Raw genomic sequence first — 17,558 nt, 5'->3', positions numbered from 1 at the left:
CTCCCGTCGCGGTGAAGATAGACTGACGAGATTGAAAGGAGAGACGCAATGGCAAACTGGGTTACAGGTAAAGTCGTAAAAGTGCAAAACTGGACCGATGCACTGTTTAGCCTCACCATTCACGCGCCCGTTGAGCCGTTCACCGCAGGGCAGTTTGCTAAACTGGGCCTGGATGTTGACGGCGAGCGCGTGCAGCGCGCCTACTCCTACGTCAACGCCCCCAGCAATCCCGATCTCGAGTTCTATCTGGTCACCGTTCCGGAGGGTAAACTCAGCCCGCGACTGGCCGCGCTGAAACCCGGCGACGACGTGCAGATTGTCAGCGAAGCCGCCGGTTTCTTCGTGCTGGAAGAGGTGCCGGACTGCGACACGCTGTGGATGCTCGCCACCGGTACGGCGATCGGCCCCTATCTGTCGATTCTGGAAGAAGGGAAAGACCTGGATCGCTTCAAGAACCTGGTGCTGGTGCATGCGGCGCGCTATGCCGCCGACCTCAGCTATTTACCGCAAATGCGCGAGCTGGAGCAGCGCTATGCCGGCAAATTACGTATCCAGACCGTGGTCAGCCGCGAGACAGCGGAAGGTTCGCTGACGGGCCGGGTGCCGTTCCTGATTGAAACCGGCGCGCTGGAAGAGGCGGTCGGCCTGCCGATGACCGCCGATACCAGCCACGTGATGCTGTGCGGCAACCCGCAGATGGTGCGTGATACCCAGCAGTTGCTGAAAGAGACCCGGCAGATGACCAAACATCTGCGTCGCCGACCGGGCCATATGACGGCAGAGCACTACTGGTAATCAGACGTCCGCTTTCCAGCGGACATCCTGCGTCTCTTTGCCAAACTTATTTTCGCCCTGGGTGCCGACGAACGCGCCCAGGTCGATCAACATCATGACGATAATCAGCGTCGGTACAAAGCGCCCGACGCCCCACTGCCAAACCTGCGGCAACATCGCCCAGTTGCCCGCCAGCAGCATCCACGCCAGAATCATCAGCAGCGCCCAGAGGCCGGATCTCCCGCGATCGTGCAGACGCTTCACCACGACCGCCGCCGTCGGCCAGAGCAGGCAGACGAGAATAAACGCCGCGGTCTGTAAACTCAGCAAATTGCTGCCCGCGAGAGTAAACAGCGCGCTCATGGTCAACACCCAGATAACGATCCAAATCCAGAAATCCCGGCGGCCAATACGGCCTTTAATTGAGAATAACCACTGCTGTAGGGTCATGTTTTATTCCTTATCATCATCATTCGCGTAGTTTACCCTGAAGGCGTCACTTTTTGACAAGCGTGACGGTTCCCGTTTTAATCGTCGGCAGGCAAAAAAAGGAAAGATGGGCATGAAGAAGTGGGCAATCTTAAGTTTGATTGGGCTGACAGCGTTATCTGTCGGCCCGATGGCGTTGTCCGCAGAAACGGAATCCGCCGCCACCGCCCCCTATCTTTTACCCAGCGCGCCGATTTTTGATGTCAGCATCAGCGAGTTCCGCGAGAAATTTAATGCCGATAATCCGAAACTGCCGCTTAACGAGTTTCGTTCTATCGCCTCCAGCCGCGATAAAGCCAACCTGACCCGCGCCGCCACCAAGATTAACGAGAATCTGTATGCCTCTACCGCGCTGGAGCGCGGCACGCTGAAGATTAAATCAATGCAGATAACCTGGCTGCCGATTCAGGGGCCGGAGCAAAAAGCGGCGAAAGCGAAAGCGCAGGAATATATGAGCGCCATTCTTCGCGCCTTTGTGCCGACCCTAAGCCCACTGCAGAGCCAGCAAAAGCTGCAAAAACTGCTGACCGCCGGCAAAGGCAAACGCTACTACACCGAAACCGAAGGCGCGGTGCGCTATGTAGTGGCAGATCACGGGGAAAAAGGGCTAACTTTCGCCATTGAACCGATTAAGCTAGCGCTATCTGAAACGCTGGAAGACAACAATAAATGACAAAAAGCAAAGCCTTTCCAGTGACGAGTCTCTATACTGTTTCACAGACCATGCTGCCCTCTGGGGCGGCTATATTCCTTAATTCGCTTAGTAGCGTGGAGAATTAAAATGCGACATCCTTTAGTGATGGGTAACTGGAAACTGAACGGCAGCCGCCACATGGTAAACGAACTGGTTGCTAACCTGCGTACTGAACTGGCCGGCGTAAGCGGCTGTGCAGTGGCAATCGCGCCGCCGGAAATGTATCTCGACCTGGCTAAGCGTGCGGCAGAAGGCAGCCACATTCACCTGGGCGCGCAGAACGTTGACGTGAACCTGTCCGGCGCATTCACCGGTGAAACCTCCGCCGAAATGCTGAAAGATATCGGCGCGCAGTACATCATCATCGGCCACTCCGAACGCCGTACCTACCACAAAGAATCTGACGAACTGATCGCGAAGAAATTCGCTGTACTGAAAGAGCAGGGCCTGACGCCGGTTCTGTGCATCGGTGAAACCGAAGCTGAAAACGAAGCGGGCAAAACTGAAGAAGTTTGCGCACGTCAGATCGACGCGGTTCTGAAAACTCAGGGCGCAGCCGCTTTTGAAGGCGTGGTTATCGCGTACGAACCAGTATGGGCTATCGGTACCGGTAAATCCGCTACCCCAGCGCAGGCTCAGGCGGTACACAAATTCATCCGTGACCACATTGCTAAAGCTGACGCTAAAATCGCTGAGCAGGTCATCATCCAGTACGGCGGTTCCGTTAACGCTGGCAACGCCGCAGAGCTGTTCACCCAGCCGGACATCGACGGCGCGCTGGTTGGCGGCGCATCCCTGAAAGCAGACGCTTTCGCGGTGATCGTTAAAGCTGCAGAAGCGGCGAAAAAAGCGTAATTCGCTTTCCCGGTGGTGAAACGCCGCCGGGGTTGCTGACAAATTCGCACGAGTCATAACCCGGCTTAGCGCAGCGCGAGCCGGGTTTTATATTATCGCTACAATTTCCCCAATAGCTGATACCACGCGTAATCCAGCGGCAGCAAAATCAAATAGCTCACCGCCGCCAGCGCCAGACATAGCAACATCCCCGCTCTCGCCGGGACTTTACCTAATCCCATCGCCACCACGATCGGCGACGCCTGGTACGGCAGCAGCGGCGTGGAATAACCCAGCACCTGAATCATAATCACGCTCAGCAGCGGAAAGCCGGTCGCGTCGGCAAAGCTCTGCGCAAAAGTCGTATACAGCGCCGGGACGCCGTTGGCGGTCATAATAAAATTCAGCGCGCTGGTAATTCCGGTCAGCGCCAGGAAGCTGGTGAACGGATTATCTTTATCCAGCGGCATCACCTGCAGCAGCGCGTTACCCACCGCGCCGCCAATCCCGGTTTGGGTCACGGTAATCGCCAGTCCCAAAATGCCGGCAACATAAATGCAGGTGCGCATATTCACCCCGCTGGCGAACTCCTCGCCGCTGATAAATCCCACTCGCGGCAGCAGCGTGACCACCGCCGCCGCCAGGCCGGTCCACGCCGGGCCGACACCGTGCCAGCTCTCTGTCACCCATAACGTCAACACCACCGCCAGCAGCCATGCCAGACGCTTTTCGTCGCGGCTCATAGGCGCCAGCGGCGCCAGCTCGCGCGGCGGGTGCGGCTTGCCGGGAAATAGCCAGCAGATCAGCGCCACCAGCACCGCCCCTTTCAGCCAGCCAAGCACCGGCGTATGCAGCAGTAAATAGGGAACGTAATTCAGATGGATCCCGTAAGAGCCTTCTGCCGCGCCGCTCATCACCAGATTCGGCACATTAGCGGGCAAAATGGTCGCAGATAGCTGGAAGGTGCCAAAGCCCACCGCCAGCGCCAGGCCGTACCAGCCGCGCGTGCCGTCGGCTATCCCCGCGCGCCGGGCCATCGCCGCCACGATCGGCATCAACAGCGCGATGCGCCCCATATTTGATGGCATCACGAACGCCAACGCATAACTCAGTAATACCACGCTGCCGACCATCCGCGGCCAGGAGTCGGTGAGCCGCGCCGATAGCGCCTGCGCCGCTCTATCCGCCAGTCCGGTTTTTCGAATGGCGATCCCCAACACAAAGCCGCTGAACACCAGCCAGAACGCCGAGGAAGCAAAACCGCCGAAGATCACCTCCGGCGGAGCGATTTTGGTCATCATCGCCGCCGCGAAGAACAGCAGCGCGGTGATAAATTCCGGTAACAGCGAAGTCGCCCAGAGCACAATGGTGATGCCGACGATCAGCGAAGGGAGGAACAGCGGGTGGGTTAGCCAGAGCGACATGCCTGTCTCCTGTCGTTTTTTTCAGCAAGAATACGACGACAGGAAAGACAGGTAAACGCCAGAACTAGTGGTTTGCGTTAAGAATTGCGCAGCTATGATCCTGAATTTCTTCCGCCGAAGCACGGTTGAGAGTCAGCAGGTTACGCTCTGTCGCCAACAGCACCAGCGAGCCGTCGCTTTGCCGCGCCATCGCTAACGCATAACGCCCCATATGTTCGCGCGCTTCCGGTACCTCTTCCGCCAGCATCAGGAACGGGCTGCGCTGAGCCAGCTCGGTTTCCGTTACCCGACGCGCCAGATATTGATGGCCCTGCAGACCGCCCGGCAAGGGTAGCCAGCGGCTGCTAATCGTCGCCGCATCATTATCTAACTGCGCGCGGACATCGGGACGCAGGCAGGAGATATGAATATGGAAGTGGTTTTGCGTGCGCCCGCTGCGCGAGTTAATCGCCAGCGATACCGCGTTATCATCAATTGGCGCGCCGCGGCGCTGGCTCATAATTTCGCGCCCCTGCCAGGCCTGCCAGAAGAAATTCGGCGTTAGCGGATCCAACAACAGCGGACTTTCGGTACCGTTAATACGGTAGGTCGGCATTAGCAGATATTGCAGCGGGCCGTTGCGATCTTTAAACAACACGTAGCCGCCTTTCAGATTCACTTCCGCGCACGGCGACGGGTTCTGATGTTGCTGCTGATTGGGTACGCACTGCTGCAGGACAATATGACGTAACGCGTTCGGGTTGCCGGAATGCAGCCAATAGTAGCCGCCGGCCAAAGCCGCCAGAATAACCACCAGCAGCGCCCACAAAAAGTATCTTACTCTTCTCATTATCGTTCCCTGTTAAGCCTGAACCGGAAGAGTAACGTAATTTGATGACTAAATGAAAACAGATGGTGGTCGAGGAGTTATCCCGGGTAGCGGCTGGCGCCTTACCCGGGCTACCAGAGAACTGCAGCCCTGCTAAGCGTAGCGCAAGCAGGGACTCCCGGGTAGCGGCTGTCGCCTTACCCGGGCTACCAGACGGCGCAGAATTGTAGCCCTGCTAAGCGTAGCGCCAGCAGGGACAAGAGGATTAACGCTGGCTAATCTGGTCGAAGGTACCGCCGTTGGAGAAGTGCTCCTTCTGCGCTTTCGTCCAGCCGCCGAACTCCTGATCGATGGTAAACAGCTTCAATTTCGGGAACTCGTTGGCATATTTCTTCGCCACATCAGGATCGCGCGGACGATAGAAATTCTTCGCCGCAATCTCCTGGCCTTCCGGCGAGTAGAGATACTTCAGGTACGCTTCCGCCACCTGGCGAGTGCCTTTCTTATCCACCACTTTATCGACGACGGAAACCGTCGGCTCGGCCAGAATGGACTCGCTCGGCGTCACGATTTCAAACTTGTCCTTGCCCAGCTCTTTCGTCGCCAGCAGCGCTTCGTTCTCCCAGGCAATCAGCACGTCGCCGATCCCGCGTTCTACGAAGGTGTTAGTGGAACCGCGCGCGCCGGAATCCAGCACTTCCACGTTTTTATACAGCGCCTTCACGAACTCCTGCGCTTTAGCCTGATCGCCGTGATTCTGATGCAGGGCGTAGCCCCATGCCGCCAGGTAGTTCCAGCGGGCGCCGCCGGAGCTTTTCGGGTTCGGGGTGATGACCGATACGCCTGGTTTAATCAGGTCGTTCCAGTCATGGATCTGTTTTGGGTTGCCCTTACGGACGAGGAACACGATGGTTGAGGTATACGGCGCGGAGTTATCCGGCAGGCGTTTCAGCCAGTTTTTATCGATACGACCGCGTTCGGCAATGGCGTCTACGTCGTAGGCCAGCGCCAGGGTGACGACATCCGCTTCAATCCCGTTGATAACCGACGTCGCCTGTTTGCCGGAGCCGCCGTGCGACTGACGGATCACCACGTTATCGCCGGTTTCCTGCTTCCAGTGCGCGCTAAACGCTTTATTGTACTGTTCGTACAGCTCGCGCGTCGGATCGTACGAGACGTTCAACAGCTGATAATCTTTTGCCAGCACGCTGGCGGATGCCAGCAACAGAGTTAACCCTACGCCCCACTTATTCATCGCACCGCTCTCTTTATGTGTGTTGTGATGAACTTAGCCTGCCAGAAAGCGAATCAATGATTAAAGAATAAAAAAAGATTGGCTATAACCTGGAGATATAAAGCGGGGGATAGAGAAAACCCCCTCCCGGGCGGGAAGGGGCGGGAAGCGATTAGACTTCTTCCATGCGGCCCAGCAGCGCCTGCAGACGATCCTGCCAGCCCTGCTGTTGTTCTCTCAGCTGGCTATTTTCACGCTCCAGCTCTTCACGGCCGTGCTGCGCGCTCTGCACTTCCTGCGCCAGCGTGGTGTTCTTTTCTTTCAGCTCTTCGATTTCCATCTGCAACAGAGTGATGGTATCAATCGCCTGCTGAACTTTTGATTCTAATTTCTCAAACACTTCTAATGACATCGTCATACCTCTCCTGATCTTGCAAGGCGTTGATAGAAACTCGTGTTTCGTATACGCGGTCCCGCCTTAACGAATTAGCGCACAATAGCGGTGTTGTCGTCGATTGTATGAATCCCCGCCTCACCTGTCCAGCGACAACCCGCGCAGATTGCGGTTTGCAACACTTTTCAGTCTTTACCTGGTGCGTTCGCGGCAATTGCCCCGAACTTCTCTGGCGATTGTTAATCAATGAGATAACAAAATACGCAGAAAAAGGTGGGTAAATGTGCCGCAACACGCGTTTATGGCGCGAAAACGCTCATTTTCTTGACGAGGGACACAAATTTAAATTTCGATATTTCTCGTTTATGCTCGTTAACGATAAATTAACACTATGCCTACAAGGCACCGTGGTCGTCCGCGACCAACATACTTACAATAATCACTTCGCTTCAGGATCCGATTATGAGCCAGACATCAACATTAAAAGGCCAGTGCATCGCAGAGTTTCTCGGTACCGGGTTGTTGATCTTTTTCGGCGTTGGGTGCGTAGCTGCGCTCAAAGTCGCAGGAGCCAGCTTCGGTCAGTGGGAAATCAGCATCATCTGGGGTCTGGGGGTGGCTATGGCTATCTACCTGACCGCGGGCGTATCCGGTGCACACCTTAATCCGGCAGTCACCATCGCCTTATGGTTATTCGCCTGCTTTGATGGGCGCAAAGTTGTTCCTTTTATTATTTCGCAATTCGCCGGCGCCTTTTGCGCTGCGGCATTAGTTTACGGGCTTTATTACAATCTTTTCTTCGATTTCGAACACACCCACAACATGGTACGCGGCAGCGTGGAAAGCCTTGAGCTCGCCGGTATCTTCTCGACCTACCCTAACCCGCATATCAATTTTGTGCAGGCCTTCGCGGTAGAAATGGTGATTACCGCTATTCTGATGGGCGTGATTTTAGCACTGACCGACGACGGCAACGGCGTGCCGCGCGGCCCGCTGGCGCCGCTGCTGATTGGCCTGCTGATTGCTGTTATCGGCGCCTCCATGGGCCCACTGACCGGCTTCGCGATGAACCCGGCGCGTGATATCGGACCGAAAGCCTTCGCCTGGCTGGCAGGCTGGGGCAACGTCGCCTTCACCGGCGGCAAAGATATTCCTTATTTCCTGGTGCCGCTGTGCGCACCGGTGGTCGGCGCGGCGCTGGGCGCATTCAGCTACCGCAAATTCATTGGCCGCCATCTGCCTTGCGACACCTGCGTCGAGGAAGAAAAAGAATCCGCTTCTTCCGCGTCGCAACAAAAAGCTTCGCTGTAATCTGACTACGGGACACCAATTATGACCGAGAAAAAATATATCGTTGCGCTCGACCAGGGCACTACCAGCTCCCGCGCCGTCGTGATGGATCACGACGCCAATATCGTCAGCGTATCACAGCGTGAATTCGAACAAATTTATCCGAAGCCAGGCTGGGTTGAGCACGACCCGATGGAGATTTGGGCCTCGCAGAGCTCTACGCTGGTCGAAGTGTTGGCGAAAGCCGACATCAACTCCGACGAAATTGCCGCCATCGGCATCACCAACCAGCGTGAAACCGCCATCGTATGGGAGCGTGAGACCGGCAAGCCTATTTACAACGCTATCGTCTGGCAGTGTCGCCGTACCGCGGATATCTGCGAACAGCTCAAGCGCGACGGCATGGAAGAGTACATCCGTAAAGCCACCGGCCTGGTGGTGGACCCGTACTTCTCCGGCACCAAAGTGAAGTGGATCCTTGACCACGTCGAAGGCGCCCGCGAGCGCGCCCAGCGCGGCGAGCTGCTGTTCGGTACCGTTGATACCTGGCTTATCTGGAAAATGACCCAGGGGCGCGTGCACGTCACCGACTACACCAACGCCTCGCGTACCATGTTGTTCAACATCCATGAACTGGACTGGGACGACAAAATGCTCGACGCGCTGGATATCCCGCGCGCCATGCTGCCGGAAGTACGTAAGTCTTCCGAAGTGTACGGCCAGACCAACATCGGCGGCAAAGGCGGCACCCGTATTCCTATCTCCGGCATCGCCGGCGACCAGCAGGCGGCGCTGTTTGGCCAGCTGTGCGTGAAAGAAGGGATGGCGAAAAATACCTACGGTACCGGCTGCTTCATGTTGATGAACACCGGTGAAAAGGCGGTGACCTCAACCCACGGCCTGCTGACCACCATCGCCTGCGGCCCGACCGGCGAAGTGAACTACGCGCTGGAAGGCGCGGTGTTTATGGCCGGGGCGTCGATTCAGTGGCTGCGTGATGAAATGAAACTCATCAACGATGCTTTCGATTCTGAATACTTCGCCACTAAGGTGAAGGACACCAACGGCGTGTATGTGGTGCCGGCCTTTACCGGTCTTGGCGCGCCGTACTGGGATCCGTATGCCCGCGGCGCGATTTTCGGCCTGACCCGCGGGGTGAACGCCAACCATATTATCCGCGCCACGCTGGAATCGATCGCCTATCAGACGCGTGACGTTCTGGAAGCGATGCAGGCCGACTCCGGTATTCGTCTGCACGCCCTGCGCGTGGACGGCGGCGCTGTCGCCAACAACTTCCTGATGCAGTTCCAGTCCGACATTCTCGGCACCCGCGTGGAACGCCCGGAAGTGCGTGAAGTCACGGCGCTGGGCGCCGCCTATCTGGCAGGTCTGGCGGTCGGCTTCTGGCAAAACCTCGACGAGCTGCAGGAGAAAGCGGTGATTGAACGTGAATTCCGCCCGGGTATTGAAACCACCGAGCGCAACTATCGTTACAGCGGCTGGAAGAAAGCGGTGAAACGCGCGTTAGCGTGGGAAGAGCACGACGAAGCGTAAGATTGCGGAGGTATTCCCGGCTTACGGCGTAAACGCCTTAGCCGGGCTACAAAATCCCAAACAGCACGATCTTGTAGCCCGGACAGGTGCGCAGCACCGCCTCCGGGTTTTTTATCAGCCAAATATCGGCAGCAACAGATACAGCTTAATCACCAGCGCGTTGACGATGTCGATAAAGAACGCCCCCACCATCGGTACCACCAGGAAAGCCATATGCGACGGGCCAAAACGGTCGGTAATCGCCTGCATATTGGCAATCGCCGTCGGCGTCGCGCCAAGCCCGAACCCGCAATGACCGGCTGCCAGCACGGCGGCATCATAGTTCTTGCCCATCATCCGGTAAGTCACAAACACCGCATACAGCGCCATCGCCACCGCCTGCACCGCCAGAATAATAATCATCGGCAGCGCCAGCGACGCCAGTTCCCACAGCTTGAGGCTCATCAGCGCCATCGCGAGGAACAGCGACAGGCTGACGTTGCCCAGTACCGATACCGCGCGGTCAAACACGCGATACAGCCCAGCCAGCGCCAGGCCGTTGCTGAGGATCACGCCGATAAACAGCACGCAGACGAAGGTCGGCAATTCAAACACGGTGCCTGCCAGCAGTTGCGCAACCACCTTCCCTACCGTCAGGCAGATAGCGATTAACGCAATACTTTCAATCAGCACCAGCGAGGTGATCATGCGGCCCATGTCCGGCTTCTCAAACGCCGTCGGCGCCAGCTGGTCGTCCGGCGTACCGTCCGGCGAGGAAGAGTGCTTCACCAGATAACGCGCCACCGGCCCGCCGATTAGGCCGCCGAGCACCAGGCCGAAGGTTGCGCAAGCCATGGCGACCTCGGTGGCGTTGGCAAATCCGTAACGCTCAACGAACAATTTACTCCACGCCGCCCCGGTGCCGTGGCCGCCGGAAAGCGTAATAGAACCGGCCAGCAGACCCATCAGCGGATCCAGCCCCAGCAGCTTCGCCATGCCGATACCGAGCGCGTTCTGCAGCAGCAGCAGGCCTACCACCACAATCAGGAAAGTGCCCAGCACTTTGCCGCCCGCCCGCAGGCTGGCAAGGTTAGCGTTAAGGCCGATAGTGGCGAAGAATGCCAGCATCAGCGGGTCCTTCAGGCTCATATCGAAATCAATTTCGATATCCATGCTTTTTTTCAAAACCAGCAGCGCCAGCGCCACCAGCAGGCCGCCGGCGACGGGTTCAGGAATGGTATATTTTTTGAGGAATGGGACGTTCTGAACGAGCTTTCGCCCTAAAAGCAACACCATGGTTGCGGCAACGAGCGTCGATAAGGTATCGAGATGCAACATAAAAAAGAGCTCCTTATGGGCGCATGATTCATTCACACGCGACGGTATTCCTGGTGTCGATTACTTCTCATCTTGAGGAGTCGGAGAGCGATTTTAAGCAGAAGTGCGCAAAAAATGACAGAAAAAGATATTTTGTATTAGCGTTGATGCGATCAAGCATACAAAATGTTAATTAATTTGTTACATCTATTCAGTGAGGATATTTTTCGCGCCAAATCGTGGCAAACGTTTGCTTTTGGTCTACAGTCCGATAAAATTCCCGCTTTGCCACCTTGGGATTGTTTGTGATGTCCGTTACGACCGCAGAGTCAGAAAATGCGCAACCGGTTGCGCATAAACCAGCCAGCGAATTAATCTATCGCCTCGAAGACCGTCCGCCGCTTCCGCAAACGCTGTTTGCCGCATTCCAGCACCTGCTGGCGATGTTTGTCGCGGTCATCACCCCGGCGCTGCTTATCTGTCAGGCGCTCGGCCTTCCGGCCGAAGATACGCAACACATCATCAGCATGTCGCTGTTCGCCTCCGGCGTGGCATCCATTATCCAGATTAAAGCCTGGGGACCAGTAGGCTCCGGCCTGCTCTCCATCCAGGGCACCAGCTTCAACTTCGTCGCCCCGCTGATTATGGGCGGCACCGCGCTGAAAACCGGCGGCGCCGACGTGCCGACGATGATGGCCGCGCTGTTCGGCACCCTGATGCTGGCGAGCTGCACCGAAATGGTCCTCTCGCGGGTTCTGCATCTGGCGCGCCGCATTATTACGCCGCTGGTCTCCGGCGTGGTGGTGATGATTATCGGCCTGTCGCTGATTCAGGTTGGCCTGACTTCTATCGGCGGCGGCTATGCGGCGATGGCCGACCACACCTTCGGCGCGCCGAAAAACCTGCTGCTGGCGGGCATCGTGCTGGCGCTGATCATTATCCTCAACCGCCAGCGCAACCCGTACCTGCGCATCGCCTCGCTGGTCATCGCGATGGCTGCCGGTTATCTGGCGGCGTGGTTCCTCGATATGCTGCCGGCTAACACCGCGCCTACCAACAGCAGCCTGATCACTATCCCTACGCCGCTCTATTACGGCCTGGGCATCGACTGGAGCCTGCTGCTGCCGCTGATGCTGGTCTTTATGATCACCTCGCTGGAAACGATCGGCGATATCACCGCCACCTCCGACGTCTCTGAACAACCGGTCTCCGGCCCGCTGTATATGAAACGCCTGAAAGGCGGCGTACTGGCGAACGGCCTGAACTCATTTGTTTCCGCCGTTTTCAATACCTTCCCGAACTCCTGCTTCGGCCAGAACAACGGCGTGATCCAGCTGACCGGCGTCGCCAGCCGCTATGTGGGCTTTGTGGTGGCGCTGATGCTGATTGTGCTCGGCCTGTTCCCGGCGGTAAGCGGCTTTGTGCAGCATATTCCTGAGCCGGTACTTGGCGGCGCGACGCTGGTGATGTTCGGTACCATTGCCGCATCCGGCGTGCGCATCGTCTCCCGCGAGCCGCTGAATCGCCGCGCCATTCTGATTATCGCCCTCTCTCTGGCGGTGGGTCTCGGCGTATCGCAGCAGCCGCTGATCCTGCAGTTCGCGCCGGACTGGCTGAAAAACCTGCTCTCCTCCGGTATTGCCGCTGGCGGTATCACGGCGATTGTTCTGAATTTAATCTTCCCACCTGAGAAGAACTAACGCATTGAAGTTGCGCTCCCCGGTATCGCCACGGCGACCAGGGAGCGCGGCGGCTGTAACATCTCTTCACCTCACTTCATCTCATTTCACTATTCCTGCCTTGAGGATTGCGCATAAATCGTGCATAACACGGTGATGTGTACTTATCAGGATGGAAGATCATGAAATTTCTTGGAAAGCTGATTCTCTGGCTGCTGATCGCCCTGCTGGTCGTTATCGTCGCCGCTTACTTTGCGCTGCAAACCCGCTGGGGGGCGCGCCAGGCGAGCAGTTGGTTAAGCGAAAGCACCGGCTGGAAAATCGCCTTCGATAAGATGGCGCATGACTTCTCTTCCCCACTGCATCTGCAGTTGCAAAATGTCACCTTTGGCCGCGACGGCAAGCCGCCGACGCTGGTCGCCAGAACGGTGGATATCGGTTTTAGCACCCGCCAGTTCAGCGACCCGCTGCACGCCGATGAAATCGTCCTCAGCGACGGCACGCTGAATCTCTCTCCGGCTTCCGCCTCGATGCCGTTTGCCGCCGACCGCCTGCAGCTACGCGATATGGCCTTTAACAGCCCGGACAGCGAGTGGAACCTGAGCGCGCAGCGGGTGACCGGCGGCGTGATGCCGTGGCAGCCGGAAGCGGGCGACGTGCTGGGCAGAAAAGCGCAAATTCAGATGAGCGCGGGCTCGATGAATATTAACGGCGTCGAAGCCAGCAACGTCCTGATCCAGGGGGCAATTGATAACGGCGAGGTGACCCTGAGCACCCTTGGCGCCGATATCGCGCGCGGCACGCTGACCGGCAACGCCAAACGCCGCGCCGACGGTAGCTGGCTGGTTGATAACCTGCGCCTGAATGAAATTCGGCTACAGAGCACCAAACCGCTGAATGAGTTCCTTGCGCCGCTCACCTCGGTGCCGTCGCTGCAGATTGGCCGGCTGGATGTGACCGATGCTCGTTTGCAGGGGCCAGGCTGGGCGGTGACCGACCTCGACCTCAACTTGCGCAATCTGACTTTGAGCCATAACGGCTGGCAGAGCGACGACGGGACGCTATCGATGAACGCCAGCGAGTTTATCTACGGTTCGTTGAATTTCCTCGATCCCATCGTCAATGCCGAATTCTCGCCGCAGGGCATTGCGCTGCGCCAGTTCAGCTCCCGCTGGGAGGGCGGCATGGTGCGTACCTCCGGCAACTGGCTGCGCGCCGGTAATGCGCTGGTGCTCGACGATGCCGTCTTCGCCGGGCTGGAATATACGCTGCCGTCCAACTGGAAACAGCTGTGGATGGAGCCGATGCCGGGCTGGCTGCAAAGCCTGACGTTGAAGAAATTCAGCGCCAGCCGAAATCTGATTATCGATATCGACCCGGCCTTCCCGTGGCAGATCACCGCGCTGGACGGTTACGGCGGTGAACTACAGCTGGTGAAAGATGGCCAGTGGGGCGTGTGGAACGGTAGCGCCAACCTCAATGCCGCCGCCGCGACCTTCAACCGCATCGACGTACGCCGCCCGTCGCTGAAGCTGAGCGCGAACGCTTCGACGGTCAACATCAGCGAGCTGAGCGCTTTTACCGAGCGCGGCATTCTGCAGGCGACCGCCGCGGTGTCACAATTGCCGCAACGCCAGGTTAATCTGAGCTTGAACGGCCGCGGCGTGCCGCTGAATATTCTGCAGGCCTGGGGCTGGCCTGCGCTGCCGATTAGCGGCGACGGCAACTTCCAGCTAACCGCGAACGGTAGCATGCAGGCCAATGCGCCGCTGAAACCGAGCGTCAACGGCCAGCTCAGCGCCGCCAATATGGATAAGCAGCAGGCGGCGCAGGTGATGCGCAACGGCGAGGTTAGCAACGCGCCCGCCGCGCCGCAGTAAAGTCATCCTCACCCTGCCCTCTCCCCGCAAAACTCAGCTCTGACAGCTCCCTCTCCCTTTCAGGGAGAGGGAGCTGAAACCTGTGCGCAATGAGCGGCTATTTGTACCTATTTCCCGCAACAGGTTCCTTTCAAATATCAGAATTGCTATAACCAAAATACTGGAAGTTGATAAAAATAATGATCCCCTGTACCTACAAAAATAAAAGGAACAACCATGTCTGTAATACGTCAACGTATTCTGGAGAATATGCAAAAATTCTCCAGGGCCATGATCGGCGCAGTATTGTTCTTGCCGGTCATTGGATTAATTCTGGCTCTCAGTTCCGTCTTAACTAACCCAACTCTTATTGCTGAAACCAGTTTCCTTCATCAATTAGGGCAACTGCTTGGCGATACCTTCTGGCCATTATTCGGTAACCTCGGATTATTGTTTTGCGTGGGAATAAGTTACGGCCTGGCAAAAGATAAAAAAACGGAAGTCGCGCTTGTCTCGGTGATGTGTTTTATCATGTTTCTCGGCGCCAACCATTCATGGCTGGAACATACGCATGCGGTGGCGGAAAAAATTAACGGCGAATATTACGGCACCGGGCAAACGCAGCTATTAGGCTTTGTGGTCGTCGATATGGGGGTATTCCTCGGAATCATCCTTGGCTGCACCATTGCCTGGGTACATAATAAAGTCTCCAATATTGAACTGCCCGGCGCGCTATCGATGTATGGCGGGGCGAAGCTGACGCTGGTCGCGATGACGCCAGTCATTATCTGCTACGCCATTGCTTTTACCTGGATTTGGCCGTTTATGACCCACGGTATTAGCGCGCTGACCGGGTTTATGAAGAACGCCGGCGTCGCGGGAGTGTTTGTCTACGGCTTCTTTGAAAAATTCCTTATTCCCACCGGCTTGCACCATTTCGTGTGGTCGCCTTTCCAGCTCACGCAAATCGGCGGCACGCTGAATGTCGATGGCCAGGTGGTCTCCGGCACCCAGGCGATTTTCCTCGCCTATATGCGCCATCCAGACCTGACCCCGGTGATGAACGACGCGTTGCGTTTCTCGCAACAGGGGATGACCACCATCTTTGGCCTGGCGGGCGCATCGCTGGCGTTTTATCACACCGCGAAGCCGGAGAAGAAAGCGATGGCGAAGGCGATTCTGCTGCCGGCGATTATCACCTCGATGCTAACCGGCATCACCGAACCCATTGAGTTCACCTTCTTATTTGTCTCGCCGCTGCTGTGGGTGATCCATGCGACCTTAACCGCCGCTTCACAGGCAATTTGCGACATCTTCACCGTGCGACCGTGGGGCGCCTCCGGCCTGATTGAATTTCTGATCTACAACCTGCCGCTGCCGGTGTCGTTAACCCGCTGGCCTGGGTACGTGCTGATCGGTATTGGCCAATTTATCGTTTATTACGCGATATTCCGCACGCTGGTCGTGAAGTTAAATCTGAAAACGCCGGGCCGCGAGGATGACGATAACGTCAAGTTATACAGTAAGGCGGACTACCGTAAAAAAGTCAGCGGCCCGCAGTCGATGACAGATGAAATTATTAATGGTTTAGGCGGTAAAGCCAATATTATCTCCGTTGATAACTGTTTCACGCGCCTGAGGGTGGCCGTCCATAATATGGCATTAGTTGATGATGAAATATTAAAAAGCACCGGCGCAAATGGCGTAGTACGCAATCGTAATGAAGTTCAGGTTATTTATGGCGTCAAAGTCGGGCAAGTCCGTTCCCGGGTTGATAGCTGGCTAGCAGAAAATTAATTGGGAGTAATGTATGAAATTAACCGTATTAGGCGGGGGCGGCGTACGCTCTGCATTTCTGGCGAAGTCGCTGGCTTATAACGCGCACCGCATTGGTTTAACGGAAGTGGTATTTCAGGATAGCTCAGCAGAGAATTTATCGCTATTTGGTGAAATCGCCCGCTATGTATTTAATACCATTCGCCCGGATATTCATTTTACTACCACCAGCGATCCGATTGCCGCGCTGCAGGGTACCCATTACGTGATTACCACGCTGCGCGTCGGCGGCGATGAGAGCCGCATCCGCGACGAGCGGATTGCGCTGGAGCATAACTCGCTGGGCCAGGAGACCACCGGCGCGGGCGGTTTTGCCATGGCGATGCGCTCGATCCCGGCGATCCTGCGCTACTGTCAGTTGATCGAGGAACACGCCGACAAAGACGCGATCCTGTTTAACTTTACCAATCCGTCCGGGCTGGTTACCGAGGCGATTATCAAATCCGGTTTCAAACGCCGGGTGTACGGGATTTGCGATGCGCCGTCGGAGCTCATCCGCGAGCTGCCGGAGATCCTCAGCTGCGACCCGCACGACCTGAGCGTGGAATGCTACGGCTTAAACCACTTTTCCTGGTTTACGCATTTCACCGTGCGCGGGGAAGATGTTACCGCCCAGTTGGTCGCCAACCCGGATTTGTATCGCAAAACGGCGATGCAGTACTTCTCGCCGGAGCTGGTCAAACTGTGCGATAACCAGTTGCTCAACGAGTATCTCTATTACTACTACTATCGCGAAGTGGCGCTACGAGCGATTCAACAGGCGCCGGAGACCCGCGGCGAGCAGATTGCCCGTATCAACCACGATATGCGTCAGGAGCTCAGCGGCGTGGATGTTAAAGCGGATCCGCAGGCGGCCTTTACCATCTGGATGAAGCACTACCTGCGCCGCGAAAACAGCTATATGCAGAACGAGTCGCAGCAGGAAAAATTCCATACTCGCGAGCCGTTAACGTTGCGGCAGTTTATCGAAGAGCCGGACACCGGCGGCTACGCCGGGGTGGCGCTGGATATTCTGGAGGCGGTCAACAGCACCACCACCAAACGCATCGTGGTGTCGATACAGAATAACGACACGCTCGATTTTTTACGCCCTGACGATGTAATTGAAATCAGCTGCGATCTGAGCAAAGAGGGTCTTAAGCCGGTGACGCCGGTTAAGGTACCGACTGCGCAGAAAAATATGATTGCCAGCGTGAAGGAGTATGAACGGCTGGCGGTGGCGGCGATTCTGCAGCAGGACAAATCGCTGGCGGTAAGGGCGTTAATGGCTCATCCGCTGGTCGGTTCATATTCGCTGGCGAAGAGGCTGGTTGCGGCCTATCTCGACGATGAACAGTTCGCCGGGTGGCGGTAACGAGTTCACGCTAGATTGAGTAGCCCGGATAAGGCGCCA

The 17,558-nt window shown here is 56.8% G+C and carries 15 protein-coding genes; 9 read left to right on the top strand and 6 right to left on the bottom strand.

Annotation, left to right across the window (positions count from 1 at the left end; all coding sequences use genetic code 11):
- Positions 1-48: 48 nt before the first annotated feature.
- Positions 49-795, top strand: a complete 747-nt coding sequence (fpr, locus tag ABLV78_RS00505; RefSeq protein ID WP_032709404.1) for a ferredoxin--NADP(+) reductase — start codon at positions 49-51, stop codon at positions 793-795.
- Here the strand turns inward: fpr and ABLV78_RS00500 are convergent, their stop codons facing one another.
- Positions 796-1,224 carry a DUF805 domain-containing protein gene (locus tag ABLV78_RS00500; protein WP_045390577.1) on the bottom strand — a complete coding sequence of 143 codons (429 nt, stop codon included), beginning with the start codon at positions 1,222-1,224 and terminating at the stop codon, positions 796-798.
- A 112-nt stretch (positions 1,225-1,336) separates the two neighbouring features.
- Here ABLV78_RS00500 and ABLV78_RS00495 point away from each other — a divergent pair, with 112 nt between their 5' ends.
- Together ABLV78_RS00495 and tpiA are read left to right on the top strand one after the other, a co-directional pair.
- Positions 1,337-1,936 (top strand): DUF1454 family protein, encoded by a 600-nt coding sequence (locus ABLV78_RS00495; protein WP_015369137.1) that lies wholly within the window; start codon positions 1,337-1,339, stop codon positions 1,934-1,936.
- Between the two features lie 108 nt (positions 1,937-2,044).
- Complete coding sequence (gene tpiA, locus ABLV78_RS00490) at positions 2,045-2,812, top strand: triose-phosphate isomerase (protein ID WP_002922909.1); 768 nt, start codon at positions 2,045-2,047, stop codon at positions 2,810-2,812.
- A gap of 98 nt (positions 2,813-2,910) precedes the next feature.
- Here tpiA and ABLV78_RS00485 read toward each other — a convergent pair whose 3' ends face one another.
- From ABLV78_RS00485 to zapB, 4 genes are all read right to left on the bottom strand, one after another.
- Complete coding sequence (locus tag ABLV78_RS00485) at positions 2,911-4,215, bottom strand: SLC13 family permease (protein ID WP_015369136.1); 1,305 nt, start codon at positions 4,213-4,215, stop codon at positions 2,911-2,913.
- 64 nt (positions 4,216-4,279) lie between these two features.
- Positions 4,280-5,044, bottom strand: coding sequence for a CDP-diacylglycerol diphosphatase (locus ABLV78_RS00480; RefSeq protein WP_047047638.1), 765 nt, complete (start codon positions 5,042-5,044; stop codon positions 4,280-4,282).
- Between the two features lie 244 nt (positions 5,045-5,288).
- Positions 5,289-6,278, bottom strand: a complete 990-nt coding sequence (locus ABLV78_RS00475) for a sulfate ABC transporter substrate-binding protein (protein WP_015369134.1) — start codon at positions 6,276-6,278, stop codon at positions 5,289-5,291.
- Positions 6,279-6,429: 151 nt separating this feature from the next.
- Positions 6,430-6,675, bottom strand: a complete 246-nt coding sequence (zapB, locus tag ABLV78_RS00470) for a septal ring assembly protein ZapB (protein ID WP_020077673.1) — start codon at positions 6,673-6,675, stop codon at positions 6,430-6,432.
- Positions 6,676-7,113: 438 nt separating this feature from the next.
- On the opposite strand from zapB, the gene ABLV78_RS00465 reads away from it, so the two are divergent.
- Positions 7,114-7,962, top strand: a complete 849-nt coding sequence (locus ABLV78_RS00465) for an MIP/aquaporin family protein (protein WP_015369132.1) — start codon at positions 7,114-7,116, stop codon at positions 7,960-7,962.
- A gap of 21 nt (positions 7,963-7,983) precedes the next feature.
- Positions 7,984-9,495: a glycerol kinase GlpK gene (glpK, locus tag ABLV78_RS00460; RefSeq protein ID WP_047047635.1), complete on the top strand. Its 1,512-nt coding sequence runs from the start codon at positions 7,984-7,986 to the stop codon at positions 9,493-9,495.
- Positions 9,496-9,609: 114 nt separating this feature from the next.
- Here the strand turns inward: glpK and gltS are convergent, their stop codons facing one another.
- Entirely contained in the window at positions 9,610-10,812 is a 1,203-nt protein-coding gene (gltS, locus tag ABLV78_RS00455; protein WP_015703819.1) for a sodium/glutamate symporter, read from the bottom strand.
- Between the two features lie 287 nt (positions 10,813-11,099).
- On the opposite strand from gltS, the gene ABLV78_RS00450 reads away from it, so the two are divergent.
- The 4 genes from ABLV78_RS00450 (at position 11,100) to ABLV78_RS00435 (ending at position 17,519) form a co-directional block, all read left to right on the top strand.
- On the top strand, positions 11,100-12,491 hold the full coding sequence (locus tag ABLV78_RS00450; RefSeq protein ID WP_015369129.1) for a nucleobase:cation symporter-2 family protein: 1,392 nt from the start codon (positions 11,100-11,102) through the stop codon (positions 12,489-12,491).
- A 161-nt stretch (positions 12,492-12,652) separates the two neighbouring features.
- Positions 12,653-14,350, top strand: coding sequence for an AsmA family protein (locus ABLV78_RS00445; protein WP_047047633.1), 1,698 nt, complete (start codon positions 12,653-12,655; stop codon positions 14,348-14,350).
- 216 nt (positions 14,351-14,566) lie between these two features.
- Positions 14,567-16,126, top strand: coding sequence for a PTS transporter subunit EIIC (locus ABLV78_RS00440; RefSeq protein ID WP_045390562.1), 1,560 nt, complete (start codon positions 14,567-14,569; stop codon positions 16,124-16,126).
- Positions 16,127-16,139: 13 nt separating this feature from the next.
- Positions 16,140-17,519 (top strand): family 4 glycosyl hydrolase, encoded by a 1,380-nt coding sequence (locus ABLV78_RS00435; protein WP_047047630.1) that lies wholly within the window; start codon positions 16,140-16,142, stop codon positions 17,517-17,519.
- Positions 17,520-17,558 lie beyond the last annotated feature (39 nt).

This window comes from Klebsiella sp. CN_Kp075, from assembly GCF_040065055.2.
GTDB lineage: Bacteria > Pseudomonadota > Gammaproteobacteria > Enterobacterales > Enterobacteriaceae > Klebsiella > Klebsiella aerogenes.
The sequence above is the reverse complement of the archived record's forward strand: the minus strand, read 5'-3'. Positions and strand labels throughout refer to the sequence as shown.

Bases quoted from the DNA above. Each gene is read 5' to 3' on its own strand.
- ABLV78_RS00435 (WP_047047630.1), top strand. From the start codon at position 16,140: ATGAAATTAACCGTATTAGGCGGGGGCGGCGTACGCTCTGCATTTCTG.
- ABLV78_RS00485 (WP_015369136.1), bottom strand. From the start codon at position 4,215: ATGTCGCTCTGGCTAACCCACCCGCTGTTCCTCCCTTCGCTGATCGTC.
- ABLV78_RS00440 (WP_045390562.1), top strand. From the start codon at position 14,567: ATGTCTGTAATACGTCAACGTATTCTGGAGAATATGCAAAAATTCTCC.
- ABLV78_RS00465 (WP_015369132.1), top strand. From the start codon at position 7,114: ATGAGCCAGACATCAACATTAAAAGGCCAGTGCATCGCAGAGTTTCTC.
- ABLV78_RS00500 (WP_045390577.1), bottom strand. From the start codon at position 1,224: ATGACCCTACAGCAGTGGTTATTCTCAATTAAAGGCCGTATTGGCCGC.
- glpK (WP_047047635.1), top strand. From the start codon at position 7,984: ATGACCGAGAAAAAATATATCGTTGCGCTCGACCAGGGCACTACCAGC.
- fpr (WP_032709404.1), top strand. From the start codon at position 49: ATGGCAAACTGGGTTACAGGTAAAGTCGTAAAAGTGCAAAACTGGACC.
- gltS (WP_015703819.1), bottom strand. From the start codon at position 10,812: ATGTTGCATCTCGATACCTTATCGACGCTCGTTGCCGCAACCATGGTG.
- ABLV78_RS00450 (WP_015369129.1), top strand. From the start codon at position 11,100: ATGTCCGTTACGACCGCAGAGTCAGAAAATGCGCAACCGGTTGCGCAT.
- zapB (WP_020077673.1), bottom strand. From the start codon at position 6,675: ATGACGATGTCATTAGAAGTGTTTGAGAAATTAGAATCAAAAGTTCAG.
- ABLV78_RS00445 (WP_047047633.1), top strand. From the start codon at position 12,653: ATGAAATTTCTTGGAAAGCTGATTCTCTGGCTGCTGATCGCCCTGCTG.
- ABLV78_RS00495 (WP_015369137.1), top strand. From the start codon at position 1,337: ATGAAGAAGTGGGCAATCTTAAGTTTGATTGGGCTGACAGCGTTATCT.
- ABLV78_RS00480 (WP_047047638.1), bottom strand. From the start codon at position 5,044: ATGAGAAGAGTAAGATACTTTTTGTGGGCGCTGCTGGTGGTTATTCTG.
- tpiA (WP_002922909.1), top strand. From the start codon at position 2,045: ATGCGACATCCTTTAGTGATGGGTAACTGGAAACTGAACGGCAGCCGC.
- ABLV78_RS00475 (WP_015369134.1), bottom strand. From the start codon at position 6,278: ATGAATAAGTGGGGCGTAGGGTTAACTCTGTTGCTGGCATCCGCCAGC.